Here is a 24,453-nt window from a genome sequence, read left to right on the forward strand (position 1 = left end):
ATCCCGGTGCGCGGGACTTAATGCAAACGGTTATCGTTATCGACATGACCGCCACGAAGACCCTCCGCGCCCTGGCAGCCGGTGTCCTGCTCGCCACCCCGTTCGCCCTGGCCGCCTGCTCAGGTGAAACCACCACCGCCACGTCGACGACGGTGGCCGGCGACTGCCCCACCACCCCGGTCGACGTCGTGGTCAGCGTCGACCAATGGGGCGATATCGTGTCGCAGCTCGGCGGCAGCTGCGCCCGCGTCAAGACCTTGTTGGCCAGCTCCTCGGTGGACCCCCACGACTATGAGCCGTCGCCTGCCGATGCCGCGACGTTCCAGGGCGCCAAGCTGATCGTGGTCAACGGCGCGCACTACGACGAATGGGCCAGCAAGTTGGCCGCGAGCTCGGCACCGAACGCTCCGGTGATCAACGCCGCCGAAACCGGCGGCGAGGAGCCGCACGAGGATCACGGCACGGCTGGCGATCACGACCACGGCGAGGTCAACCCGCACGTCTGGTACAACCCCGCCACGGTGACGGCCGTCGCGGATGCGGTGACCGCCGAGCTCGGCCAACTCGCCCCGGCGGCGAAGGACTACTTCGCCGCCCGGCGCAGCGCATTCACCACCTCGCTGCAGCCCTATACCGACACGATCGCCAAGATCAAGACCGGCGCGTCCGGTAAGACGTATGCCGCCACCGAGGGGGTGTTCGACTACCTGGCCTCTGCCGTCGGATTGCAGAACAAGACCCCGGCCGGCTACCAGGCCGCGGCCAACAACGAGACCGACCCCTCCCCGGCCGACCTGGACGCCTTCCTCAAGCTGTTGAATGCCAAGGGTGTCGATGTGCTCATCTACAACACCCAAACCGAGGGATCCGTCCCCGAGCAGCTGCGCGATGCGGCGCAGAAGGCAGGCATCCCCGTGGTGAACGTGACCGAAACGGTGGCGCCGGGAGCCAAATCGTTCGAGGCTTGGCAGGTGGACCAACTCACCGCCCTCGCCAAGGCCCTCGGTGTCTGACTCTGACGCGTCCAGACCTGAGCGTGCCGCCCCCGCCCTGTCCTTCGAGGATGTCAGCGTTGTCCGCGGCGGCCGGCTGATCTGGTCGGAAGGCACCTTCGACGTGCCCGCCGGTGGGATCTTCGCGGTGATCGGCTCGAGCGGTTCGGGCAAGACGACGCTGCTGCACGCCGTGCTCGGCACCATTCCGGTGAGTTCGGGCACCATCCGGGTTCTCGGCAGACCACCGGGCGCCGCCACCGGACTGATCGGCTACGTCCCGCAGAACTATGCCGTCGCCGCGGGCAACGCCATCCGGGCCTGCGACGCGGTCCTGCTGGGACTGACCGGCAACCGGTGGGGATTCGGCCGGGCCAGCGCCGCGGAGCGGACGCGGGTGGCCGAGGTGCTCGCCGCCGTCGATGCAGGAGACTTCGCCCACCGCCGACTGTCTCAGTTGTCCGGTGGACAGCGTCAGCGCATCGCCATCGCCGAGGCGCTGGTCGCCGAGCCTCAGCTGCTCATCCTCGATGAGCCGCTGACCGCCCTGGACGTGCGCAACCAGCGGGATATCGTCCGGCTGCTGGCCAAGATCCGTGAGGAGCTCGGCGTGACGATCCTCGTGGTCGCCCATGATCTGAACCCGCTGCTGGCCGTGCTCGACGGCGCGATCTATCTGCTGGACGGCCACGCACATTTCGACACCACCGACGAAGTGGTCGACGCGGACCTGCTCAGCCACCTGTACGGCACATCGGTTCAGGTGGTGCACACCCCGCAGGGCGACATGTACGTGCGGAGCATTTGATGCACACCACGGTGCTGGCCCTGGGTTATCAGGACAACTGGTGGCAGATCCTGACGTCGGCCTTCATGCGCAACGCGCTGCTGGGCGGCACGCTGGTGGCTCTGGCCGCCGGTTTGATCGGCTACTTCATCGTGGTGCGCAACAGCGCGTTCGCGGCGCATGCCCTGGCGCATATCGGCTTTCCCGGTGCGACGGGGGCCGTCTTGCTCGGGCTGCCCGTCACGGTGGGCCTCGCGGTGTTCTGCGTCGGTGGCGCCCTGGTGATCGGCGCCCTGGGCAAGCGCGCCGACGAACGGGAGGTGGCGACCGGGACGGTGCTGGCGGCGGCGACCGGGCTCGGCCTGTTCTTCAGCTCGCAGGCCACCAAGAGCAGCAGCACCGTCACCAACGTGCTGTTCGGCAACCTGCTCGCGGTGACCCATGAGCAGCTCGTGTCGTTCGGGGTGGCCGTCGCGGTGCTGGCCATGGTGGTCGCATTCGTCTATCGGCCGTTGTTGTTCGCGTCGATCAATGCCGAGGTCGCCGAGGCCAAGGGTGTTCCCGTCCGGGTGCTGTCGGTCGTGTTCATGGCGCTGCTCGGGCTGGCGGTGACGATGGCGGTGCAGGCCGTCGGGACCCTGCTGCTGTTCGCCTTGGTGGTCACCCCGGCCGCCACGGCGATCATGCTGGTCGCGCGGCCCGGGCTGGCGATGTTGGTCTCCACCCTGCTGGCAGTGGTCTCGGTGTGGACCGGCCTCGCGCTGTCTGCGATGTTCAACGTTCCGCCGAGCTTCGTCATCGTCACGATCGTCAGCGGAATCTGGTTGGTGGTGTGGGCAATCGCGCAGCGCACCGGAACGGATCGGCGAATCGCGCCGCCACACGGCGCCGTCGGCCCCCACGTCCACTAACCTCGGAGAGCATGTCCAGAAGTCCGGCGCCCAGGCGACGGGCGACACTGGCCTCATTGGCCGCCGAACTCAAGGTTTCGCGGACGACGATCTCCAACGCGTACAACCGTCCCGACCAGCTTTCCACGGAACTGCGCGAGCGTGTGCTGGCCGCCGCCAAGGAAATGGGTTACCCGGGACCGGATCCGGTGGCGCGATCGCTGCGCACCCGCAAGGCGGGCGCGGTCGGGTTGATGCTCACCGAACCGCTCGACTATTCGTTCAGCGATCCGGCGGCACTGGATTTCGTTGCCGGGCTTGCCGAGTCATGTGAAGAGGCCGGGCAGGGTCTGCTGCTCGTGGCGGCGGGCCCCAACCGCAGCGTGGCGGACGGGTCGGCGGCGGTGCTGTCGGCCGGTGTGGACGGCTTCGTCATCTATTCGGCCTCTGACGACGACCCCTACCTGCCGGTGGTGTTGCAGCGTCATCTTCCGGTCGTCGTCGTCGATCAGCCCAAGGATGTGCCGGGCAGTTCCCGGGTGTGCATCGACGATCGGGCGGCCATGCGTCAGCTCGCCGAACACGTTGTGGGCCTTGGGCACCGCGAGATCGGGTTGCTCACCATGCGGCTGGGTCGGGACTGGCCACATCCGGACCCGGCCCCGGCCGTCGCCGAGCGGGACCGGTTGAACACCCCGCATTTCCACGTGCAGCGCGAACGTGCGCACGGACTGTTCGACGCGATGACGGCGGCCGGACTGGACCCGGCATCGGTGACGGTGGTCGAAAGCTACGACCACGGGCCCAGCTCGGGCGGGCTGGCTGCCGACGTCGCGCTGGCGCGCAACCCGCGCATCACGGCGCTGGTGTGCACCGCGGACGTGTTGGCGCTCTCCGCGATGGATTCCCTTCGGGCGCGCGGGATCTATGTGCCCGGGCAGATGACGGTGACCGGCTTCGACGGAGTCCCCGAGGCGCTGCGACGGGGTCTGACGACGGTGGTGCAGCCGAGTATGGAGAAGGGCCGACGGGCCGGCCGGCTGCTGCACAACCCGCCGCGCTCGGGGCTGCCCGTCATCGACATGCTGGCGACCGAGCTGATTCGCGGTCGCACCGCGGGGCCCCCGTCCTGATCAGCTGCGCGCCGCCACGAGGAACCGCAGCACCTCGGCCACATCTTCAGGCGTGTCCACGCGGTAGCGGGCCAGGGTCTCGCCCGGTCCCACCTTCACCGCGACATCGGAGTCCCGCATCCGCGCGAACGCCTTCTCGTCGGTCACATCGTCGCCGAGGAAGACCACCGCGGTCGCGTCGTGCATGCTGCGCAGCTTGTCGACAGCCTCGCCCTTGTCGGTGACGATCACCGCGAACTCCAGCACCGCCTTGCCCGCGGTGAGGTGCGCATCCCAGGCCTGCGCGGCCGCGCGGGCTTCGGCCAGCGCGGAATCACCTTCGGCGGCAACGGCATTGCGCACATGCAGGGCGACGCTGGCCGGTTTGGTCTCGACGGTCACCCCGGGGCGCCCGGCGGCGATACCGCGCAGGGTCTCGATCATCGTGTCCAGCAGCTCGGTGTCTATCGCACGCACGAAACCGGTGTCGAACTCGGCGCCGTGGCTGCCGATCAGCGCGACGGTGTCGGGCATCCCGGACAGGTCGCGCAGCACACTGCGGGCGCGGCCGGAGATCAGCGCGGCGGTGGTGTCGGGCAGTTCGGACAAGGCCACCAGGGCTTCGGCGGCGGCGGGCAGGGCCCGCGCGTCGGCCGGGTTGTTGACGATCGGCGCGAGGGTGCCGTCGAAATCGGAGGTGACCAGGAGGTGGGGGGTCTCGGCGATGGCAGTGAGCGCGTGCCGCAGATCATCCACCCTGGACCACACCTCCGTCGCTTCGCTCGCTCCCGTCACACCTTAGGCTGATCCCCGTCGCCGATGAGCAACCGGACCGCCAAGTCGAGGCGTTTGCTGACGTCGGTGGCCGAGGCCCGCCGGGTCAGCCACGCCAGCAGGTTCGACAGCCACACATCGGAGATCACGCGCGCGATGTGGTACTGGTCTTCGGTCGGTTCGCCGTCGCTCATCGCGCGGGCGAACATCGAATCCATCAGCTTGCCGACGTGATCGACTTCACCCGCTGCGGAGGCGTCGGCGAAAACGAAGGCCCGTGTCATGGCCTCGGTGAGCAGTGGGTTGCGCTGCATGGACCGGTTGAGCCGGCCGACCATCATGTTCAGCCGCTGGTACGGGGTGCCGCCGGTGAGCGAGGCCCGGTCGGTCTTGGCGTCGATCCGCTCGAATTCGCGGCCCAGCGCCGAGACCAGCAGGTGCACCTTGGACGGGAAGTAGCGGTACAGGGTGCCGACGGCGACATCGGCGCGTTCGGCGACCGCACGCATCTGTACTGCCTCGTAGCCGCCCTTGGAGGCGATGGCGAGGGTGGCGTCCAGGATGCGCTTGCGGCGCTCGCGCTGTGCTTCTGACCCCAGTTCGGATTCGGCGAGGACGGCCACCGTCGTCACCTGACGTGGCGAGTCAGAACCCGATCCGGGCTGTACTGGTGACGACATTGGGTGGAGTGCTCCTTCGTACGGCGTTCTTCATCAGAAAGATACGCATGCCGACAGTTAATTTCCCACCTCCGGTCACCTTGAACAAGCTGCGTGTCCTGCTGTGATGGCGGTCGACTTGACGTTCGAACGCTGGCACTATTAGAACACGTTCTAGTGGGAAGCGTGGCCTTCTCACCCAATGGCGAGGAGTTGCCCGTGTCCGTGAAGGCGCCGAAGAACGACACGTCGGACCGGTTTGCCGCCCGAGAACTGGTGCGGAGCTGGGCCGCCGGCTCGAATTCGATCACCGCGGTGCGTGATGTGGAGCTCGGTGACCCCGACGCCTGGCGGGCCCCGTACGACGGTTTCGCGCAACTAGGGGCGTTCGGTGTCGCGGTCCCGGAAGAGCACGGCGGCGCGGGGAGCACCATCGAGGATCTGCTGGGCATGATCGACGAGGCGGCCGCCGCCCTGGTGCCCGGACCGGTCGCCACCACGGCGCTGGCCACGTTGGTCGTCGATGACCCGGAGGTGCTGGAGGCGCTGGCGGCCGGCGAGCGCAGTGCGGGCCTGGCACTGGAATCCGACATCACGCTCTCCGCCGGGACGGCATCCGGTTCGGCCAAATGGGTGCTCGGCGCCGATCCGTCGGGTGTGCTGGTGCTGCCCGCCAGGGGGCAGGAGCGCAGCGACTCGGGGGAAGACACCGGCGGGCAGGAGCGCAGCGACTCGGGGGAAGACACCGGCGGGCAGGAGCGCAGCGACTCGGGGGAAGACACCGGCGGTGAGTGGATCCTGGTGGACGCCGCTGCCGACGGGGTGACCATCGAGGACCTGGAGGCCACCGACTTCTCCCGGCCGCTGGCGCGAGTCACGCTGACCTCGGTGCCGGCTCAGGTGCTGTCCGCCCCGGCCCGCCGTGTCGAGGATCTGGTGGCCACCGTCCTGGCCGCCGAGGCCGCGGGCACCGCCCGCTGGCTGTTGAACACCGCCACCGAGTACGCCAAGGTGCGTGAGCAGTTCGGCAAGCCGATCGGCAGCTTCCAGGCCGTCAAACACATGTGCGCCGAGATGTTGCTGCGCAGCCAGCAGGTGGCGGTGGCGGCGGACGACGCGGCGGCCGCGGCGTCGGACGGGTCCGATCCCGAGCAGTTGTCCATCGCCGCCGCCGTGGCTGCGGCAGTGGGAATCGATGCTGCCAAGGAGAACGCCCGTGACTGCATCCAGGTGCTGGGCGGTATCGGGATCACCTGGGAGCACGACGCACACCTGTACCTGCGCCGGGCTTATTCACTGTCGCAGTTCCTCGGCGGCCGGTCGCGCTGGTTGCGGCGTATCGCCGAGCTGACCCGGGCCGGGGTGCGTCGCCAGCTGCACGTGGACGTCGCCGAAGCCGAGGCCGTGCGCGCCGAGATCGCCGCCGCTGCGGCAGATATCGCCGCGCTGCCGGAAGAGCAGCGGCAGCGCGCGCTGGCCGAGTCCGGTCTGCTGGCGCCGCACTGGCCCAAGCCGTACGGCCGCAATGCCACGCCCGCAGAACAATTGGTGATCGATCAGGAACTCGCTGCGGCGCACGTGGCGCGGCCCGACATCTCCATCGGCTGGTGGGCCGCGCCGACGATCCTGTCCGCGGGTACACCCGAACAGATCGAGAAGTTCATCCCCGGCACGCTGACCGGGGACATCTACTGGTGCCAGCTGTTCTCCGAGCCGGGTGCCGGCTCGGACCTGGCCGCGTTGCGCACCAAAGCCGTTCGTACCGAGGGCGGTTGGCTGCTCACCGGGCAGAAGGTGTGGACCTCCAACGCGCACCGCTCCAACTGGGGTATCTGCCTGGCGAGAACGAATCCCGATGTGCCCAAGCACAAAGGCATCACCTATTTCCTGGTGGAGATGGACGCCCCCGGTATCGATATCCGCCCGCTGCGTGAGATCACCGGGGATGCCCTGTTCAACGAGGTGTTCTTCGACGACCTGTTCGTCCCCGACGAGCAGGTCATCGGGGAGGTCGACGGTGGCTGGCCGCTGGCCCGCACCACGCTGGCCAACGAGCGGGTCGCCATCGCCACCGGCGGCGCGCTGGACAAGGGGATGGAACACCTGCTGGCCGTCCTGGACGGCCGCGAGCTCGACGGTGCCGAGGCGGACCGGCTCGGCACATTGATCGTCGCCGCGCAGGTGGGTTCGCTGCTGGATCAGCTGATCGCCCGGCTGGCGGTCGGCGGACACGATCCCGGGGCGCCGTCGAGTGTGCGCAAACTCATCGGTGTGCGCTACCGCCAAGGCCTTTCAGAGGCCGTGATGGATTCCCTGGACGGTGCGGGCATCGTCGATTCCGCGGATGTCCGGTACTTCCTGAACACCCGGTGCCTGTCGATCGCCGGCGGCACCGAGCAGATCCTGCTCACCCTGGCCGGGGAGCGTCTGCTCGGTCTGCCGCGTTAGGTAGCCCGCCAGCATCTCGACGATCGCGTCCTCGAGCTGCTGGGCGTCGACCGGTGCCGTGATGAGCCGGTGCACCAGCGACTCGATGGTTGCCACCGTGATCCGGGCGGCGAGAACCGGGTCGGCGGCGGTCATCTCCGGATGGGTGCGCAGCAGATCGGCGGCGATCGCAACCGCGCGCTGCTCGGCCTCGCGCAGGCGGGCCAGCAGGGTGGGCGAGCGGGGTGCCTCCTCGAACAACACCCGGTGCAATGCCGGGTTGTCCCGGTGGTTGTCGATGGTGGCCCGGATGAACAGCCGCAGCGTGTCCGCCAAACCGGCGGGCAGCCCGGCTGACGCGCGCTGGGCCAACAGCGCCGTCCCGGCATCGAGATGCGCATCGGTGAGCGCCGACAGAATCGCATCCTTGTTGGGGAAGTACTGATACAGCGATCCGATCGACATATCGGCGGCGGCCGCAATGCGATTCGTGGTTCCCGCGGCGTATCCGTGGGTGCTGAAAACATGAGCAGCCGCATCCAGCACCCGCTGCCGGGTCTCTATCGAACGGGCTTGTCTCGGCTGCTTACGCGACCGGAACCGGTCGGTCGGGGCCATCATCACCTCCGGGTGAAAAGCGAGTAGTCAGCCGCGGCAAGGCCTTCGGAGAATGGAAGTCATGCAGCGAGTACACGTCGAGACCATTCTGCCCACCGATGCCGACGAGGTCTGGCGGGCAATGCACTATCTGGTGACGTTCCTCTACGTGTGCCGCGGACTGTTCGGCATGCCGGCGCTGGCGGGGCGCAGCGCGCCGCTACGAGTGGGCGAGCGGGGATCGGGCTGGCTGTTCGTCTTCCACCTGTTTCCCGCCTACCGGCATACGCTCGAGATCCTGGGCGTCGACGAGGCCACCCGCACCATCGCCACCCACGAGTACGGCGGAGTGCTCAAGGCCTGGAATCACACCCTGCACGTCGAGCCCGCCTGGGGCGAGCGAAGCGACGGGGAAAGGACTGGCGAAAACCGTTGCCGCTACAGCGATACCGTGGACATCGATGCGGGTGCACTCACCCCGGTGGTGGTGCGCGTCGCGCGGGGACTGTTCGCCTATCGGCAGTGGCGCTGGCGCCGTCTGGTGGCCCGGCACCTGACACCGGAACGTGTCAGTTGAAGGTGGTCTGCGCGCAGGCGCTAGGGGTGTTCACATTCACCCCGCCGAACACCACCTGAATGTCGGAGCACACGATGAACCCGGCTTTCAGGTTGGGCTGGCCGGTGCGCCAGTCGGTCTGCACGGAGTCGCCGTCGACGGCGAAACGCTCCAGTGGCCCGCCGCCGAAGTAGGTCACCGAGATCTCGTAGTCGGTGATCGACTTGTAGGCCTTGGACAGCACGTTGTCGTGGTTGGCGCCCTTGAGTTCCCGCGGCATGCCGGCCGGGGCGCTGTACCAGGCGTTCTGGTAGACGTCGCGGTCGGTGCTGCGGACCGTGACGGTCTGCCGGGCCCAGGTGTCCCCGGGCAGTCCGACCGGGCCGTCCGGCGTCAGCAGGTTGGCCTGGGTGTTGAAGAAGCACCGGCCCTCGCCGCCCGCGCAGTTGGCGGTGACGTGCATCTCGACGGTGCCGTTGGGTGTCGGTATCGACGTCGTCGCGGTGTTCACCCCTGCGGCGGCCACCGGACTGTTGAGCGCGGCGACCGAACACGCGGCCGCGAGCACTCCTGCGAACTTCTTCACGGCACACTCCCTGTGGTCGGTCCGGCAGATGTTAGCCCGGGCGCTATTCGTCGTAGGTGACTTCCACGGAATCCGAGGTGGGCAGCGCCTGGCACGCCAGGATCAGCCCCTCCTCCAAATCGGACGGTTCCAGCACGTCGTTGATCTGCATCTCGACGTCACCGGATTTCTTGACCACCGCGCAGGCCCCGCAGTGGCCCTCCCGGCAGGAGAACGGGGCGTCCAACCCCTTGTCGAGCAGCACGTCGAGCAGCTTTGCCCGGCGCGGCCAGGACACCTCGTGGGTGGTGCCGTCCAGGGTTACCACCGCGGTGGCCGGACCCTCATCGCTGCTGTCTTCTTCGAGCACCACCGCGGCGAACGGGTCGGAGTCCAACGACTTGAACACCTCGATGTGAATGCGGTCGGCGCCCGCGGCCTTGAGGGCTTCCTCGGCGGCGGTCATGAAGGGGCCCGGTCCACAGATGAAGGCGTCGTGCCCGGCGTAGGGGCCCACCAGTCCGGCCAGTGTCGTGGCGCTGGGCAGGCCTTGCACCGTCTCCAGCCAGTGGATCACCGTCAGCCGATCCGGATACTTGGCGGACAGCTCACGCAGCGTGGCGCCGAAGATGACCGAGTTCTCGTCGCGGTTGGCGTACACCAGCACCACCCGGCCGGCGCCCTCCGACAGCGCCGATTTGCAGATCGCCAGCATCGGGGTGATACCGCTGCCGGCCGCCAACAGCAGGAAATCGGTGTCCAGGGTCTTGGGGACGAAGGTGCCCGACGGAGCCAGCACGTGCATCCGCATACCGGCATGGGCGTTGTCGCACAACCAGTTCGATGCGTACCCCTGCGCGGTGCGCTTCACCGTGACGGTCAGCTCGTCACCGGTGAACGGCGAGCTCGACAACGAATAGCAGCGGGCCACCGACCCGGTCCGGTCACTGGGGACGCGCAGCGTCAGGAACTGGCCCGGTGCGTACCGCAAGCGGTCGGCCGGGACCGTGCTGCCTTCCGGCACCGCGAACACCAGCGACCGCGCATCCGCGGTCTCCTCCACGACCCGGGTCACCTGCAGTTCGAGCACGTGACTGCCCAGCGGCTCATCCGTCACGCTGCTCCGCGGCTCATCCGCCACAGTGGACCCCTCTCCTCACCCCGATAACTAGAACATGTTACAAAAACGAACTTGCGCAGGTCCAGCCGCTGAATCAATGCCCTGCTCGACACAAATCGTAACGTGTTCTAATCTCTGTCTAGTGGTGGATCTCGATCCGGGAGGCAATTCAGTGACGTCCATTGAACAGCGTGACGTGCAGGCGGTCCTCGCCGGCATCGATGATCTGCTGCCGAAGCTACGCGAACGGGCTCAACTCGCCGAGGACCAGCGTCAGGTCCCGTACGAGACGGTCAACGAACTCGACGAAATCGGCTTCTTCAAGCTGTTGCAGCCTGAACAGTGGGGTGGCCTGCAGGCCGATCCGACGTACTTCTACGAGGCGGTCCGGCGGCTGGCGAGCGCGTGCGGCTCCACCGGCTGGATCAGCTCGATCATCGGTGTGCACAACTGGCATCTGGCGTTGTTCGACCAGAAGGCCCAGGACGAGGTCTGGGGTGACGACCCGTCGGTTAGGGTGTCGTCGTCCTACGCGCCGATGGGCGCGGGCATCGTCGTCGACGGCGGCTACCTGGTCAGTGGGGCCTGGCAGTGGTCGTCCGGCAGCGAGCACGCCAGTTGGGCGTTCCTCGGCGGCCCGGTGATCAAGGACGGCCGCCCGGTCGACTTCGGCAGCTTCCTGATCCCGCGCACCGAGTACACGATCGACGATGTGTGGCATGTCGTCGGCCTGAAGGGCACCGGCAGCAACACCGTCGTCGTCAAGGACGTGTTCGTGCCCACGCACCGCTTCCTGTCCTACAAGGCGATGAATGACGGCACCGCGGGCGGGTACGAGAACAACACCGCGCCGGTGTACAAGATGCCGTGGGGCACCATGCACCCGACCACCATCTCCGCGCCGATCGTGGGTATGGCCTACGGCGCGTACGCCGCGCACGTCGAGCATCAGGGCAAGCGGGTGCGCGCCGCGTTCGCCGGCGAGAAGTCCAAGGACGACCCGTTCGCCAAGGTCCGCATCGCCGAGGCCGCCAGCGATATCGACGCCGCCTGGCGCCAGCTGATCGGCAATGTCGGTGACGAGTACACACTTCTGCAGGCGGGCAAGGAGATCCCGTTCGAGTTGCGCGCCCGCGCTCGCCGCGATCAGGTGCGTGCCACCGCGCGCTCGATCGCCTCGATCGACCTGCTCTTCGAGTCGGCCGGGGCCACCGCCCTGGTGACCGGGGCTCCGCTGCAACGGTTCTGGCGTGATGCGCACGCCGGCCGGGTGCACGCTGCCAACGAGCCCGAGCGCGCCTACCTCATCTTCGGTAACAACGAGTTCGGTCTGCCGCCCGCGGACACGATGGTCTGATGACTGCGGTATCCGAAATCACCTTCGAGTCGACCTCTCGGTACGCGCAGGTCCGCGAGGACATGCGGCTGCACTACCACGAGGCGGGCGATCCGTCGGCCGACACCATCGTGCTGCTGCACGGCGGCGGCCCCGGCGCGTCCAGTTGGTCGAACTTCTCGAAGAACATCCCGGTGCTGGCCGAGCACTTCCATGTGCTGGCGGTCGACCAGCCCGGCTACGGGCACTCCGACAAGCACACCGAACACGAGCAGTACAACCGCTACAGCGCCACCGCACTGCTCAATCTGTTCGACCACCTCGGTATCGAACGTGCTGCGCTGGTGGGTAATTCACTGGGCGGTGGTACCGCGGTGCGGTTCGCCCTGGACAACCCGAAGCGGGCTGGCCGGCTGGTGCTGATGGGCCCGGGCGGGCTGAGCGTGAACCTGTTCGCGCCGGATCCGACCGAGGGTGTGAAGCTGCTCGGCCGCTTCGCCGGGGACCCGACCCGGGAGAACATCGAGAAGTTCCTGCGCATCATGGTGTTCGACCAGAGTCTGATCACCCCCGAGCTGGTCGAGGAGCGCTTCCAGATCGCCAGCACGCCCGAGTCGCTGGCGGCCACCAGGGCGATGGGGAAGTCTTTCGCAGGCCCGGATTTCGAACTCGGCATGATGTGGCGCGATGTCTACAAGCTGCGCCAGCCGGTACTGCTGATCTGGGGGCGCGAGGACCGGGTCAACCCACTGGACGGGGCGCTGGTGGCGGTCAAACAGATTCCCCGGGTGCAGTTGCATGTCTTCGGCCAGTGCGGCCACTGGGCGCAGCTGGAGAAGTTCGACGAGTTCAACAAGCTCACCGTCGATTTCCTGACGGGTTAGAAAGGCAGCACCATGAGCATCAAGTCGCTGGGGTACATGCGTATCGAGTCGACCGATGTCGCGGCGTGGCGGGAGTTCGCGCTGAAAGTGCTCGGCATGGTCGAGGGTGACGGCACCACCCCGGGTGCGCTCTACCTGCGGATGGACGAGGTTGCGGCCCGCCTGGTGATCGTGCCGGGTGACCAGGACCGCCTGCTCATCTCCGGCTGGGAGGTGGCCGACGCGCCCGCTCTGCAGAGCCTGCGCGAGACCCTGGCCAAGGCCGGGGTCACCTTCGCCGAGGGCACTCGTGAGGAGAAGTCCGAGCGCCGGGTCGAGGGGTTGATCCGTTTCACCGACCCGGCCGGCAACGTGCTGGAGGCGTTCCACGGCGCCCAGTACCTGGGCCGCCGGTTCGTCAGTCCGTACGGCCACAAGTTCGTCACCGCCGAGCAGGGCCTCGGGCACGTCGTGCTCACCTGTGACGATGACGTTGCGGCGCAGGCTTTTTACCAGGATGTGCTGGGCTTCCGGCTGCGGGACTCGATGAGCCTGCCGCCGCAGCTGGCAGGCCGCCCCGCCGACAGCGATCCGATCTGGCTGCGCTTCTACGGCTGTAACCCGCGCCACCACGCGCTGGCCTTCATGCCGATGCCCAACCCGACCGGCATCGTGCACCTGATGGTCGAGGTGGAGAATTCCGACGATGTCGGCCTGTGCCTGGATCGCGCGTTGCGCCGCAAGGTCAAGATGTCGGCGACGCTGGGCCGGCACATCAACGACAAGATGCTGTCCTTCTACATCAAGACCCCGGGCGGCTTCGACATCGAATTCGGTTGTGAAGGGCTCGAAGTCGAAGACGAAAACTGGGTGGCGCGGGAGAGTACCGCCGTCTCCCTGTGGGGCCACGACTTCAGCGTCGGCTTCAAGTAACCATGGCTGTTCAGCCGATCGACCCGCGCACCTTCCGTCATGTGCTGGGGCAGTTCTGTACCGGCGTCACCGTGATCACCACGGTCCATGACGAGGTGCCGATCGGTTTCGCCTGCCAGTCCTTCGCCGCCCTGTCGCTGGATCCCCCGCTGGTGCTGTTCTGTCCCACCAAACAGTCGCGGGCCTGGCAGGCGATCGAGGCCAGTGGCAGGTTCTGCGTCAACATGCTGCACGAGAACCAGCAGCACGTGTCGGCCCAGTTCGGTTCGAAGACGCCGGACAAGTTCGCCGGAATCGACTGGAAGCCTTCCGAACTGGGTTCACCGGTGATCGACGGCACGCTGGCGCACATCGACTGCACGGTGGCTTCGGTGCACGACGGCGGGGACCATTTCGTGGTCTTCGGTGCGGTGCAGGCGATGTCCGAACCCCAGGCGATCAAGCCCCGTCCGCTGCTGTTCTACCGCGGCGAGTACACCGGGATAGAACCGGACAAGAACACCCCGGCGCAGTGGCGCGACGATCTGGAGGCGTTCCTCACCGCCACCACCTCAGACACCTGGCTGTAGTGGCGCGAGCGTGCGCATAAGCGTTTAATCTCCCGTGCGCGAAAGTGTGACGTCGAGCTCGACCTTGGCCGGGCAGTCGCCGGTGTAGTCCTGATACGACTTTCCGGCCAGACCCAGCAGCGGGTCCTGCGGGCCCTGCGGCAGCGGCAGGTCATCACGCGAGGACTGCCGCACTTTGCCGATGTTGTCGGTGCAGTGCGCATCCCCGTCGGGGAAGTTGGCGGTGAAATGCCCGTCGCCGTAGATCATCACGAACAGATTGTGGGTATCGGGGCTCGTCATCAGGGAGATGCAGCGGTCGCCGGTGCGCAGGCAGAACGTCGTCGCGTTGTAGGTGTGCGCCGGGAACACCTCACCGGTCTGGGGGTAGGTCTGGGTGTAGACGTAGGTGCCTCGCAATGCCGCTCCAGGCGCGGTCTTGAGGGGTGGCTCGGCCGCGGGATCCGGAGGCTGGGTGCTGTTGTCCGCACCGCGGGTGGGGGCCAGGGCCATGGCGCGTTTGTTGGCGCACAGCGGTGGCGCGGTCGCCCAGGTGTACTCGCCTTCGAAGGAACCGTCGATGCGGGCCTTCAGTTTGATGATCGTCCAGCCCTGCGCGTCGACCTCGACATCGCCGACCTTGCACTTGTCGGGTGCTTCGCGAACCATCAGCCAGTCGCCGTCGACATAGTCGAACACCAGGTTGTCCGACGCCGGGGCGTCGGGCTTGCGCGGGTCGATGATCGCCACGGTGGCCACGCAGGCGCCACCCTCACGGCAGGTGGATCGTGCCACCCATGTCTCGGTGCGCGCGGTGCCCGCGACCGGCTTGCCGTCCGGGGTGGCGATCGGGCCGATCTCGACCTTGAACGAGCCGTTCAGGACGGGGCCGGCTTTCGGGACTTCGGCTTCCTTACCGGGCATCCCGAGCGTGAACAGACACGCGGCGAATCCGCCGAGCACGGTGGCGATCAGCGCCGCCGCAGCCAGTAACTTCACCAGGGTGCGTTGCGCGCCCTTGCTCAATCCGAGTGCCATCGCGCTACAGGATGCCATCTCGGCCGCGCTCAGTTGTCGATATGCGTCCCCACGAAGTCGATCACCGTGGCGGCCACCTCGCGGTGGACGGTGTCGTTGAGCACGTCGTGGTGTGCCCCGGCGAACTCGGCGAGGCGCAGCGGGCCGATCTGTTCGGCGTAGGCCCGCACCGGGCCGATCGGCGCGATGGGGTCGGCGGTGCCGTGCACCGCGAGGGTGGGCACCGACAGCGCAGGTAATTCCGTTCCGAACCGGTCCCAGGCCGCATCCAACGCGCGGGCCAGTGGGGCGCCATCGGCATCGACGAACGCGAGCGGGTCGTTCTCCAATGAGTCGACGTAGAACGCGTCGCCGGACAGCCAGCTGGGGTCGAGATCGAATTCGGAGTCGGTGTCCAGCAATTCGGGGATGGGGATCAGTGGTGCGCCGGAGACCACCGCCGCGCGATAGCGGTCGGGTTGCTCCAGTACCCGCAGCAGGGTGACCACCGCACCGAATGAATGCCCGGCCGCGATCAGCGGCAGGCCCGGCCGGTTCCTCTCGACGATCGCGGTCAGTTCCTCACCCAGCGCCGAGCTGTCGGCCAACGTGCCGAAGTTCCCGCGCGGTCCAGGGCTGAGCCCGTGACCGCGCTGATCCACCGCCCACAGATCGATCCCGGCGGCATTCAGCGTGAAACCGTACCGGTGGTACAGACCGGTGTGCTCACCGAAGCCGTGCAGGAAGACGATGGCGGCGCGGGGATCGCTTGCGGCCCAATGCCGGTAGTAGGCGCGGGTGTCGCCGGATTCGAGGAAGGGCATGACACCACTGCATCAGGTGACGCGGGCGGCGACAAGCGTTTCGCTCACGGCGCACCGAGCAGGATGTCGTGCTGGTCGGCCATCTGCCGGCGGATCGCCTCGACCACGGCGGACACCTCGGGCCTGCGTAATGTCTCGGCCCGAGTGACGAGCCAGTAGGTCAGCCGCGGTGAAACCGCTTCGGGGAGCACACGAACGAGGTCGGGCCAGCGGTCGGCCATGAAACACGGCAACAGGCCGAGGCCGGCGGCGGCACGGGTGGCCTCCACGTGGACGAAGACGTTGGTCGACGAGATCGACTCCCGGGTGGCCGGTGCGAAATTCGCGGCCAGATCGAGGTCGTCGACCTGCAGCATCGAATCGATGAAGTAGACCAACGGATGATCCACGACCTCGTCGATGGAGGTCGGGGTGCCGCGTTCGGCGAGGTAGTCACGCGACCCGTAGAGGCCCAGGCAGTAGTCGCCGAGCCGGATGGCGAGCGCCCGGCGCACGGTGGGTGCCCCGACCACGATTTCGATGTCGACGCCGGAACGCTGCTGGCTGGCCCGCCGGGTGGCGGCGACGATCTCGACGGCGACTTTCGGATGGTGGCGCTGGACCTGGGCAGCCGCGGGTGCGGCGATATAGGCGCTGAAGCCATCGGTCGCAGAGATTCGTACGACGCCGGCCAGCGTGGGCGACTGGCCGGGGGAGCCGCTCAACGACTGCACCGCGGCCTCGACGGCTTCCGCGGCGGCGAGCACCTCCCGCCCGCGGTCGGTGAGTTCCCAACTGCCGCCGACGCGGGTGAGGACCCGGGCGCTGATCGCCTCCTCGAGGGCGGCGATGCGCCGGGAGATGGTGGTGTGGTTGATACCGAGGTGTTCGGCTGCGGTGATGTAGCGCCCGGTGCGGCCGACGGCCAGCAGGATCAACAGATCATCGGCGCTCGGCGGTCCCATATCTGCATTTTTGCAGACGCGTCCTGCACATCTGACCATTGTTTCGATCATGACGTGCATGAATACTCACCCGTATGTGTGCTGCCGATCACAATCTCGCCCCAACCACCGGTCTGAAGCGCGTCGTGGCCGCATCCATGGCCGGCACGGTCGTGGAGTGGTACGAGTTCTTCCTGTACGGCACCGCGGCGACGCTGGTGTTCAGCAAGGTCTTCTTCGCCGGGACGACCAGCGAGCTCAACGCGATCTTCCTGGCCTTCGCCACCTACGCGGTGGGCTTCGTGGCCCGCCCACTGGGCGGCATCGTGTTCGGCCATTACGGCGACAAATTCGGGCGCAAGAAACTGCTGCAGTTCTCGCTCCTGCTCGTCGGTGCCGCGACCTTCCTGATGGGCTGCCTGCCCACGTTCGGGCAGATCGGTTACTGGGCACCGGCTCTGCTGGTGACACTGCGGTTCATCCAGGGCTTCGCCGTCGGCGGTGAATGGGGTGGGGCGATCCTGCTGGTGGCCGAACACAGTCCCGACCGCAGCCGCGGCTTCTGGGCCAGCTGGCCGCAGGCCGGCGTGCCGGTGGGCAATATGCTCGCCACCGTCGTGCTGCTGGTGCTGACCTCGACACTGTCGGACGCGGCGTTCCTGGCCTGGGGTTGGCGGGTCGCGTTCTGGCTGTCGGCGGTGGTCGTGCTGATCGGCTACTACATCCGCACCAAGGTCACCGATGCACCGATATTCGTGGAGGCGCAGGAGGAGGCCGAGCGCATCAAGGCCACCTCGTTCAGCGTCGTCGAGGTGCTCAAGCGCTACCCGCGTGGCGTATTCACCGCGATGGGCCTGCGGTTCGGCGAGAACATCATGTACTACCTGGTCGTCACGTTCTCCATCGCCTATCTGAAGGTGTCGGTGGGTGCGGACACCAGTTCGATCCTGTGGTACCTGCTCGTCGCGCACGCCGTGCACTTCGCCGTGGTGCCCGTGGTGGGCCATCTGGCCGACCGGTTTGGCCGTCGCCCGGTGTACATGGTGGGCGCGGTGCTGGGCGGCACCTGGGGCTTCTTCGCCTTCCCCATGATGAACAGCGGCAACTATCTGATCGTCACCGCGGCGATCACGCTCGGCCTGATGATCCACGCCCTCATGTACGCGCCGCAGCCGGCCATCATGGCCGAGATGTTCCCGACCCGGATGCGGTATTCCGGTGTGTCCCTGGGCTATCAGGTGACCTCCATCGTGGCGGGCTCGCTCGCTCCGCTGATCGCGGTGAAACTGCTCGAGCTCTACGACTCGCCGGTGCCGATCTCGATCTACCTGGCCGCCGCATGCGGCATCACGTTGATCGCGGTGCTCTACAGCCGGGAGACCAACGGTATCGACCTGCGCACCCTCGACGATGCCGACGCACGCGAGATCGCCGGGACGCGTGCATGAGTGAGCTGTCCGGTAGAACTGCCCTGGTCACCGGCGGGGCGAGCGGTATCGGTGCGGCCTGCTCCCGCGAGCTCGCCACTCGCGGCGCCCATGTCACGGTCGCCGATCGGGACGGCGAGGGTGCTGCGGCACTGGCCGACGAGATCGGTGGGACGGCGTGGCAGGTGGATCTGCTCGACGTCGCCGCTCTGGAGAGCCTGACGTTGCAGGCCGACATCCTGGTGAACAATGCGGGCGTGCAGCAGGTTGCGCCGATCGCCGAGTTCCCGCCCGCGGCCTTCCGCACGCTGCTCACCCTGATGACCGAGGTGCCCTTCCTGCTGGTTCGTGCCGCGCTGCCGCATATGTACGCCCAGGGGTTCGGCCGCATCATCAATCTGTCGTCGGTGCACGGGTTGCGTGCCTCGGAATATAAGGTCGCGTACGTGACGGCCAAGCACGCGCTGGAGGGACTGTCCAAGGTGACCGCCCTGGAAGGTGGGCAGCACGGTGTCACCAGCAACTGCGTGAACCCCGGCTATGTGCGGACGGCGTTGGTGGACAAGCAGATCGCCGATCAGGCCCGCACCCACGGCATCGATGAGCAACAGGTCATGGAGCAGATCATGTTGAAGGAGAGCGCCATCAAACGTCTGGTCGAACCCGAAGAGGTGGCCGCGCTGGTGGGGTGGTTGGCCGGTCCGCACGCGGGCATGGTGACGGGCGCGTCCTACACGATGGACGGCGGGTGGAGCGCCCGATGACCGAACCCCAGTGGGAGCCGACGGCGGCCGACATCGAGGCGGCGCGAATCACCGACTTCGCGCGTTTCGCCGGCCGGCCGGCCGACTATCCGGCTCTGTGGCGGTGGTCGGTCGACGAGCCCGCCGCCTTCTGGGGTGCGCTGTGGCGGTACTTCGAGCTGGGCGAGATTCCCGGTGCCGTGCTGGCCAACAGTGATATGCCTGGGGCGCAATGGTTCCCGGGCACCACACTGAACTACGTCGATCAGATCGCCCGGCAGGCCCGCACCGACCGCCCGGCCATCCTGTGCATCAGCGAGGACGCGCCGGATACCGAACTGTCCTGGGCCGAGCTGCTCGGGCGCACCGCCGCGTTCGCGGCCACCCTTCGTGGTCTCGGGGTGGGGCCCGGCGACCGGGTCGTCGGCTATCTGCCCAATATCGCCGAAGCGGTCATCGCGTTCCTGGCGACGGCCAGCATCGGTGCGGTCTGGAGTGCCTGCGGCCAGGACTACTCGGCCAAGGCGGCGCTGGACCGGCTCGGTCAGCTCGAACCGGCGGTGCTGGTGACCGCCGACGGCTACCGGTTCGGCGGCAGAGCACACGACAAGAGCACCGACGTCGCCGAGTTGAGGGCCGGCCTGCCGACCCTCAAGGCGACCGTGTCGGTGTCCCGGCTGGCACCCACCCCGGCTGACTACCTGGATTGGGCCGAGGTCACCACGCCCGGCCCGGACGCCCTGACCACCACCGCCGTGGACTTCGACCACTCGCTGTGGATTCTGTTCTCCTCGGGGACCACCGGACTGCCGAAGGGAATCATCCACGGTCACGGCGGTGTGCTCGTCGAGCATCTGAAAGCCGTTGCCCTGCAGAGCGATATCGGACCCGATGACACGTTCTTCTGGTTCACCAGCCCGAGCTGGATGATGTGGAACTTCCAGGTGGCAGGCCTGCTGGTGGGCGCCACCATCGTCTGCTACGACGGCAGTCCGTCCTACCCCGCACCGGACACCCTCTGGGAGCTGACCGCCCGGCTCGGGGTCACCGTGCTGGGTACCAGCCCCGGCTACGTCCTCGGCTGTGCCAAAGCCGGCGCGGTACCCCGCGCCGATCACGATCTGTCCGCGCTGCGGACGGTCGGAATCACCGGTTCGTCGCTGCCACCGTCGTCGGCGTTGTGGTTGCGCGACAACGTCGGTGAGCAGGTCCAGGTGGCCTCCATCAGTGGCGGCACCGATGTGGTGTCGGCGTTCATCGGCGGTGTGCCGACCGTCCCGGTGTGGCCGGGGGAGCTGTCCGCGCCCTATCTTGGGGTGGCCCTGGATGCCTGGGACGAGTCCGGCAAGCCGGTGCGCGGTGAGGTGGGTGAGCTCGTCATCACCAAACCGCTGCCGTCCATGCCGGTGGCATTCTGGAATGATCCGGACGGAACCCGGTACCGCGAAGCCTATTTCGAGATGTTCCCCGGGGTGTGGCGGCACGGGGACTGGATCACCCTCACCGATCACGGCAGCGTCATCGTGCACGGCCGGTCCGATTCCACGCTGAATCGGCACGGGATCCGGATGGGCAGTGCCGATATCTACCAGTCGGTGGAACGGCTGCCGGAGATCGCCGAGGCGCTGGTGATCGGCGCCGAGCAGCCCGACGGCGGGTACTGGATGCCGTTGTTCGTGGTGCTGGCAGACGGGGTGCAGCTCGACGATGCGCTGGTGGACAAGGTCAAGCAGACCATCCGCTCGGAGGTCTCCCCGCGCCATGTGCCCGACGAGATCATCGTGGCACCCGGGATCCCGCACACCCGCACCGGCAAGAAACTCGAGGTGCCCATCAAAAAGTTGTTCCAGGGTGCCGATCCGGAACGCGTGGTGGAACGCAGCGCCGTCGACGACCCGGCGCTGTTGGACTGGTACGTCACGCAGCGTCGAACATGACCAGGTCGACACTGAGCCCGCCCTCGGTGATGCTGATCCGTCTTCGGATCGGTGGCCCCGGTAACGGTGGGGCGATGGATCGGTAGGTGGCACCGGTCGGAGTGGTGAAGTCGGCCTCATGCCGGCCGTCCCGCTCCCGGGTGCGTACCCGCCACCCCGGTGCTTCCTTGGCGTAGTTGCACGCCTCGCACTCGCCCAAGCCGTTGAGCGCGCTCGTGCGGCCGGTCTCGCGGTGCGGTCGCGCGTGATCCCGGTGCCGGATCGGGGCGTCACAGTACGGGGTGCGGCACGTCTGGTCCCGCAGTCCGATGAAGGCCGCCAGCCCTTTCGGGAAGGTCCGCGAGCGCGATTCCATCGCGACCAGCTGTCCGCTCTCGGGGTGCCGGTAGAGCCGGCGCAGCGTGGCTTTGGTGGCGTCGTCGACTGCGGCGTCGCCGACCATCTTGCACGCGAACCCGGCGGGCACCGGACCGTACCCCTCCAGCCAGGCGGGTTCGTCATCGTCACCGGCCAGGGTGGTATCGGCCATCACCAGATTCAGGGACACCGGTACGGGCTGCTCGGCCGGCCGTCCGGTGACGCGTTCGACCACCGTGTCCGCCATGACCTGGCCGCGGGAACGGCCGTCGAAAGTGGTGTCCGCTTCCCGCTTGAGTGTCGCGTACACCGATACTCCTTGCGCGACGGGCAACAACACCGTCAGGTAGGCCATGGTGTCCGGTGCGGGGCGGATCCACACGCCGCGGTCCCCGGCCGCTTTCGCATGGCGTTCGACCACGGCTTGCGCGTCCAGGCGTACGGTGATCTTCTTGGCCTCGGCCGCGATCCGCTTGTCGCCCCAGCTGACGAGTCGTGAAGTGTCGCTGCATAGTTCGGCATCCAGCTGCTGACGATGCGGCACGGACAGGCAGGCCGACTCCCGCACGATCAACGTCGCGCGCCACTCGTTGAGCATCCCGCGTTCCAGCGCCGCCAAGGTGTGCGGCATCTCTCGGACCAAGGCGGTGGCGAGCCCGAGATGTTGGCCACCGCGCTTGGGGGCGGCCCGCCGGGCGAGGGACACCTCGTTGGCCAGCCCGCGCCCGAGCTTCTTCTTCGGCACTCCTGCTGCTGTCTCCGCGGCATGGCGTTTGGTCGCCCACGCTTCCGTCGCGCGGGCCTGCGCCGCGGCCGCGGCGGCCTTGAGGTGTTCGAGTCGTTCGACCACATCGCGCAGCGTCGCCTCGTCGGCCTCTGTGTCGACCTGGATGTCGATATCGAACAAACTTTCGAACATGCCGTCGACTGTACGCGCGGGCACCGACAAGTTCAGCGTAGCCAGGAGCCCATCCGTGCCAGCGCCTCGGTGATATCGGCCGCCGCCCCGGCGAAGGACAGCCGGACGAACGAGCCGCCGTGCACCGTGTCGAAGTCGACACCCGGGGCGATGGCGACCCCGGTGTCGGCCAACAGCTTTGCGCAGAACGCCAGGGAGTCGTCCGAGTACCGGGAGATATCGGCGTAGACGTAGAACGCGCCGTCGGCCGGTGCGAGCCGGTCCAGACCGATCTCGGGCAGTCCGCGCAACAACAGGCCCCGGTTCACCGCGTACTCGCCCACCAGGGCGTCGGCGGTGGCCAGCGACTCCGGGGCGAAGGCGGCCACCGCCGCCAGCTGCGGCAGGGTGGGCGGGCAGATGGAGAAGTTCCCGGTCAGACGGTCGACGGCGCGGCGCAGCGGCTCGGGCACCAGCAGCCAACCCAGCCGCCAGCCGGTCATCGCGAAGTACTTCGAAAAGCTGTTCACCACAATGGCATTGCGTGAGGTCTCCCATGCGCAGCTGGTGGCCGGAGCGCCCGGGTACACCAGGCCGTGGTAGATCTCGTCGCTGACCAGTTGCACCCGGTTGGCGTCACACCACGTCGCGATCGCGGCCAGCTCGGCGGGGGCGATGACGGTCCCGGTCGGGTTGGCCGGGCTGGCGATGATCAGCCCCCGCACCGGCGGGTCAAGCGCCTCCAGCATGGCCACCGTCGGCTGGAACCGGGTGTCCGGGCCGCACGGCACCTCGACCACCTCGCAGCCCAACGCAGAGAGGATGTTGCGGTAACAGGGATAGCCCGGGCTGGTCACCGCGACCCGGTCGCCCACGTCGAAACACGACAGGAACGACAGCAGGAAGCCGCCCGTCGAGCCGGTGGTGACGACGACGGCGTCCGGTTCGACGTCGATACGGTGCCGGTCGCGGTACGACGTGGCGATGGCCTCGCGGAGCTCCGGAATGCCCAGGGCCACGGTATAGCCGAGGTTGTGATGTTCCAGAGCGTCGGCGGCGGCCGCCCGGACCGGTGCCGGGGCCTGCGCGCTGGGCTGCCCCGCGGACAGATTGACCAGATCTCCGTGGGTGCGCTGCCGCTCGGCAGCGGCCAGCCAGACGTCCATGACATAGAACGGCGGGATGCCAGCGCGCAGCGCCACGGGATCGGTCACACCTTCACGCTAGAACACCTCTGCTTCGAGCCGGCGCAGATGGTCGCGCGGGGGACCCAGCAGCTGCGCGCTGCCGTGCGCCCGCTTGAAATACAGCTGGATGTCGTGTTCCCAGGTGATCGCGATACCGCCGTGCATCTGGACGGCCTCGGCGGCCACCGCGGACAGCGCCTCACTGGCCAGCACCCGAGCCAGCGCCGCGGACGCGGGTGACGGCTCGGCGATCGCATCGTCGACGACGGCCCGGGCGGCGGACACCTTCACGTACAGGTCGGACATCCGGTGCTTGAGCGCCTGGAAGCTACCGATCGGGCGGCCGAACTGCACTCGGTCCTTCGTGTAGGCCACGGTGAGGTCGAGAGCCCTTGCCGCCGCACCGATCTGCTCGGCCGCCACCAGCAGGGCGGCGATATCGGCCAGGCCGGGATCGGCGCCGAGGACGGTCGTCTCACCCGCGGTGACCGCCGATAGCCGACGGGTCAGGTCCATGGTGGGCTTGGCCTGCGCGGTGAAAGTGCCCCAGCGGGTCAGGTGCTCTCCGTCCGCCGCGATGACCACGTCCGCGATATCGCCGTTGACCACGAACTCGGGGTCGAACACCACCGCGCCGATCGAGGTGCCATCAAGGAGCCCTGTAAGTGCTTCCTCATGCTCCGGCGCGTCGACGGCGAGCAAGGCCAGCTCGGCGAGCGTGGTACCGAGCAGCGGCGTGGGCACCAGATTGCGGGCCAGTTCCTCCAGCACCACTGCGGCGTCGGCGAGTTCGCCGCCGGCGCCGCCGAGTTCTTCGGGAACCACCAGTGCGGCCGCGCCGACCTGCTCGCACAACAGCTTCCACAGTGACGCGTCATAACCCTGTTCGGAGGCCATCGCCGTGCGTACGGCTTCGGGTCCGGCGTGCTTCTCGACCAGTGCGGCGACGGTGTCGCGCAGCAGTTCGCGTTCTTCACTCAT

23 protein-coding genes and 1 pseudogene are annotated in these 24,453 nt (G+C 67.8%); 13 read left to right on the forward strand and 11 right to left on the reverse strand.

Annotated features, from left to right (window positions below; all coding sequences use genetic code 11):
* Positions 1-20 precede the first annotated feature (20 nt).
* From QN239_RS04825 to QN239_RS04840, 4 genes are read left to right on the forward strand one after another with little or no spacing between them, the layout of a single operon-like run.
* Entirely contained in the window at positions 21-1,013 is a 993-nt protein-coding gene (locus QN239_RS04825) for a metal ABC transporter solute-binding protein, Zn/Mn family (RefSeq protein WP_499008394.1), read from the forward strand.
* Positions 1,006-1,800, forward strand: a complete 795-nt coding sequence (locus QN239_RS04830) for a metal ABC transporter ATP-binding protein (protein WP_499008396.1) — start codon at positions 1,006-1,008, stop codon at positions 1,798-1,800. The genes QN239_RS04825 and QN239_RS04830 overlap by 8 nt, the downstream gene beginning before the upstream one ends.
* On the forward strand, positions 1,800-2,690 hold the full coding sequence (locus QN239_RS04835; RefSeq protein WP_499008397.1) for a metal ABC transporter permease: 891 nt from the start codon (positions 1,800-1,802) through the stop codon (positions 2,688-2,690). The genes QN239_RS04830 and QN239_RS04835 overlap by 1 nt, the downstream gene beginning before the upstream one ends.
* A gap of 11 nt (positions 2,691-2,701) precedes the next feature.
* The gene (locus tag QN239_RS04840) at positions 2,702-3,802 is read left to right on the forward strand and encodes an Rv3575c family transcriptional regulator (protein WP_187097147.1); all 1,101 of its coding nucleotides are present in this window, start codon (positions 2,702-2,704) and stop codon (positions 3,800-3,802) included.
* Here QN239_RS04840 and otsB read toward each other — a convergent pair whose 3' ends face one another.
* The gene (gene otsB, locus QN239_RS04845) at positions 3,803-4,537 is read right to left on the reverse strand and encodes a trehalose-phosphatase (protein ID WP_499008398.1); all 735 of its coding nucleotides are present in this window, start codon (positions 4,535-4,537) and stop codon (positions 3,803-3,805) included.
* Positions 4,538-4,572: 35 nt separating this feature from the next.
* The gene (gene kstR / locus QN239_RS04850) at positions 4,573-5,235 is read right to left on the reverse strand and encodes a cholesterol catabolism transcriptional regulator KstR (RefSeq protein WP_499008399.1); all 663 of its coding nucleotides are present in this window, start codon (positions 5,233-5,235) and stop codon (positions 4,573-4,575) included.
* Between the two features lie 198 nt (positions 5,236-5,433).
* On the opposite strand from kstR, the gene QN239_RS04855 reads away from it, so the two are divergent.
* A complete protein-coding gene (locus QN239_RS04855; protein ID WP_499008400.1) occupies positions 5,434-7,662 on the forward strand; it encodes an acyl-CoA dehydrogenase family protein in 2,229 nt (742 codons plus the stop codon).
* Here QN239_RS04855 and QN239_RS04860 read toward each other — a convergent pair.
* A pseudogene (locus QN239_RS04860) lies at positions 7,657-8,262 on the reverse strand (TetR/AcrR family transcriptional regulator); the annotation flags it as partial. The gene QN239_RS04855 and the pseudogene QN239_RS04860 sit on opposite strands and share 6 nt — an antisense overlap.
* Before the next feature lie 58 nt (positions 8,263-8,320).
* Here QN239_RS04860 and QN239_RS04865 point away from each other — a divergent pair.
* Positions 8,321-8,815, forward strand: a complete 495-nt coding sequence (locus QN239_RS04865; protein WP_499008401.1) for a hypothetical protein — start codon at positions 8,321-8,323, stop codon at positions 8,813-8,815.
* On the opposite strand, the gene QN239_RS04870 is transcribed toward QN239_RS04865, so the two are convergent.
* Complete coding sequence (locus QN239_RS04870; protein ID WP_499008402.1) at positions 8,808-9,380, reverse strand: hypothetical protein; 573 nt, start codon at positions 9,378-9,380, stop codon at positions 8,808-8,810. The two genes, QN239_RS04865 and QN239_RS04870, sit on opposite strands and share 8 nt — an antisense overlap.
* A gap of 43 nt (positions 9,381-9,423) precedes the next feature.
* Positions 9,424-10,476, reverse strand: coding sequence for a 2Fe-2S iron-sulfur cluster-binding protein (locus QN239_RS04875; RefSeq protein WP_499008403.1), 1,053 nt, complete (start codon positions 10,474-10,476; stop codon positions 9,424-9,426).
* A gap of 175 nt (positions 10,477-10,651) precedes the next feature.
* Here QN239_RS04875 and hsaA point away from each other — a divergent pair, with 175 nt between their 5' ends.
* Genes hsaA through hsaB form a run of 4 tightly spaced genes read left to right on the forward strand, consistent with a single transcriptional unit; the run spans position 10,652 to position 14,180 of the window.
* Positions 10,652-11,836: a 3-hydroxy-9,10-secoandrosta-1,3,5(10)-triene-9,17-dione monooxygenase oxygenase subunit gene (gene hsaA / locus QN239_RS04880; RefSeq protein WP_499008404.1), complete on the forward strand. Its 1,185-nt coding sequence runs from the start codon at positions 10,652-10,654 to the stop codon at positions 11,834-11,836.
* Complete coding sequence (hsaD, locus tag QN239_RS04885; protein WP_499008405.1) at positions 11,836-12,699, forward strand: 4,5:9,10-diseco-3-hydroxy-5,9,17-trioxoandrosta-1(10),2-diene-4-oate hydrolase; 864 nt, start codon at positions 11,836-11,838, stop codon at positions 12,697-12,699. Before hsaA ends, hsaD begins: the two co-directional genes overlap by 1 nt.
* A gap of 12 nt (positions 12,700-12,711) precedes the next feature.
* Positions 12,712-13,611, forward strand: coding sequence for an iron-dependent extradiol dioxygenase HsaC (hsaC, locus tag QN239_RS04890; RefSeq protein ID WP_090354194.1), 900 nt, complete (start codon positions 12,712-12,714; stop codon positions 13,609-13,611).
* Between the two features lie 2 nt (positions 13,612-13,613).
* Complete coding sequence (gene hsaB / locus QN239_RS04895; protein ID WP_499008406.1) at positions 13,614-14,180, forward strand: 3-hydroxy-9,10-secoandrosta-1,3,5(10)-triene-9,17-dione monooxygenase reductase subunit; 567 nt, start codon at positions 13,614-13,616, stop codon at positions 14,178-14,180.
* A gap of 24 nt (positions 14,181-14,204) precedes the next feature.
* On the opposite strand, the gene QN239_RS04900 is transcribed toward hsaB, so the two are convergent.
* Genes QN239_RS04900 through QN239_RS04910 form a run of 3 tightly spaced genes read right to left on the reverse strand, consistent with a single transcriptional unit; the run spans position 14,205 to position 16,944 of the window.
* Positions 14,205-15,197 carry a hypothetical protein gene (locus QN239_RS04900; protein ID WP_499008407.1) on the reverse strand — a complete coding sequence of 331 codons (993 nt, stop codon included), beginning with the start codon at positions 15,195-15,197 and terminating at the stop codon, positions 14,205-14,207.
* 29 nt (positions 15,198-15,226) lie between these two features.
* Positions 15,227-16,000 (reverse strand): alpha/beta fold hydrolase, encoded by a 774-nt coding sequence (locus QN239_RS04905; RefSeq protein ID WP_499008408.1) that lies wholly within the window; start codon positions 15,998-16,000, stop codon positions 15,227-15,229.
* A 44-nt stretch (positions 16,001-16,044) separates the two neighbouring features.
* Positions 16,045-16,944, reverse strand: a complete 900-nt coding sequence (locus QN239_RS04910; protein WP_499008409.1) for a LysR family transcriptional regulator — start codon at positions 16,942-16,944, stop codon at positions 16,045-16,047.
* Positions 16,945-17,018: 74 nt separating this feature from the next.
* Here QN239_RS04910 and QN239_RS04915 point away from each other — a divergent pair, with 74 nt between their 5' ends.
* The 3 genes from QN239_RS04915 to QN239_RS04925 are packed head-to-tail and all read left to right on the forward strand — an operon-like array spanning position 17,019 to position 21,030.
* The gene (locus QN239_RS04915) at positions 17,019-18,371 is read left to right on the forward strand and encodes an MFS transporter (RefSeq protein ID WP_499008410.1); all 1,353 of its coding nucleotides are present in this window, start codon (positions 17,019-17,021) and stop codon (positions 18,369-18,371) included.
* Entirely contained in the window at positions 18,368-19,114 is a 747-nt protein-coding gene (locus QN239_RS04920) for a 3-hydroxybutyrate dehydrogenase (RefSeq protein WP_499008411.1), read from the forward strand. The genes QN239_RS04915 and QN239_RS04920 overlap by 4 nt, the downstream gene beginning before the upstream one ends.
* Entirely contained in the window at positions 19,111-21,030 is a 1,920-nt protein-coding gene (locus tag QN239_RS04925; protein WP_499008412.1) for an acetoacetate--CoA ligase, read from the forward strand. The genes QN239_RS04920 and QN239_RS04925 overlap by 4 nt, the downstream gene beginning before the upstream one ends.
* Here the strand turns inward: QN239_RS04925 and QN239_RS04930 are convergent.
* Genes QN239_RS04930 through ipdE2 form a run of 3 tightly spaced genes read right to left on the reverse strand, consistent with a single transcriptional unit; the run spans position 21,011 to position 24,453 of the window.
* Positions 21,011-22,306 (reverse strand): 13E12 repeat family protein, encoded by a 1,296-nt coding sequence (locus tag QN239_RS04930; protein ID WP_499008413.1) that lies wholly within the window; start codon positions 22,304-22,306, stop codon positions 21,011-21,013. The two genes, QN239_RS04925 and QN239_RS04930, sit on opposite strands and share 20 nt — an antisense overlap.
* Positions 22,307-22,338: 32 nt before the next feature.
* A complete protein-coding gene (locus tag QN239_RS04935; protein WP_499008414.1) occupies positions 22,339-23,499 on the reverse strand; it encodes a pyridoxal phosphate-dependent aminotransferase in 1,161 nt (386 codons plus the stop codon).
* 9 nt (positions 23,500-23,508) lie between these two features.
* A complete protein-coding gene (gene ipdE2 / locus QN239_RS04940) occupies positions 23,509-24,453 on the reverse strand; it encodes an acyl-CoA dehydrogenase IpdE2 (protein ID WP_499008415.1) in 945 nt (314 codons plus the stop codon).

Source organism: Mycolicibacterium sp. Y3 (assembly GCF_051188035.1).
Lineage (GTDB): Bacteria > Actinomycetota > Actinomycetes > Mycobacteriales > Mycobacteriaceae > Mycobacterium > Mycobacterium fluoranthenivorans.

Bases quoted from the DNA above. Each gene is read 5' to 3' on its own strand.
- QN239_RS04825 (WP_499008394.1), top strand. From the start codon at position 21: ATGCAAACGGTTATCGTTATCGACATGACCGCCACGAAGACCCTCCGC.
- QN239_RS04835 (WP_499008397.1), top strand. From the start codon at position 1,800: ATGCACACCACGGTGCTGGCCCTGGGTTATCAGGACAACTGGTGGCAG.
- QN239_RS04840 (WP_187097147.1), top strand. From the start codon at position 2,702: ATGTCCAGAAGTCCGGCGCCCAGGCGACGGGCGACACTGGCCTCATTG.
- kstR (WP_499008399.1), bottom strand. From the start codon at position 5,235: ATGTCGTCACCAGTACAGCCCGGATCGGGTTCTGACTCGCCACGTCAG.
- QN239_RS04865 (WP_499008401.1), top strand. From the start codon at position 8,321: ATGCAGCGAGTACACGTCGAGACCATTCTGCCCACCGATGCCGACGAG.
- hsaD (WP_499008405.1), top strand. From the start codon at position 11,836: ATGACTGCGGTATCCGAAATCACCTTCGAGTCGACCTCTCGGTACGCG.
- hsaC (WP_090354194.1), top strand. From the start codon at position 12,712: ATGAGCATCAAGTCGCTGGGGTACATGCGTATCGAGTCGACCGATGTC.
- hsaB (WP_499008406.1), top strand. From the start codon at position 13,614: ATGGCTGTTCAGCCGATCGACCCGCGCACCTTCCGTCATGTGCTGGGG.
- QN239_RS04900 (WP_499008407.1), bottom strand. From the start codon at position 15,197: ATGGCACTCGGATTGAGCAAGGGCGCGCAACGCACCCTGGTGAAGTTA.
- QN239_RS04905 (WP_499008408.1), bottom strand. From the start codon at position 16,000: ATGCCCTTCCTCGAATCCGGCGACACCCGCGCCTACTACCGGCATTGG.
- QN239_RS04910 (WP_499008409.1), bottom strand. From the start codon at position 16,944: ATGGGACCGCCGAGCGCCGATGATCTGTTGATCCTGCTGGCCGTCGGC.
- QN239_RS04915 (WP_499008410.1), top strand. From the start codon at position 17,019: ATGTGTGCTGCCGATCACAATCTCGCCCCAACCACCGGTCTGAAGCGC.
- QN239_RS04920 (WP_499008411.1), top strand. From the start codon at position 18,368: ATGAGTGAGCTGTCCGGTAGAACTGCCCTGGTCACCGGCGGGGCGAGC.
- QN239_RS04925 (WP_499008412.1), top strand. From the start codon at position 19,111: ATGACCGAACCCCAGTGGGAGCCGACGGCGGCCGACATCGAGGCGGCG.
- QN239_RS04930 (WP_499008413.1), bottom strand. From the start codon at position 22,306: ATGTTCGAAAGTTTGTTCGATATCGACATCCAGGTCGACACAGAGGCC.
- ipdE2 (WP_499008415.1), bottom strand. From the start codon at position 24,453: ATGAGTGAAGAACGCGAACTGCTGCGCGACACCGTCGCCGCACTGGTC.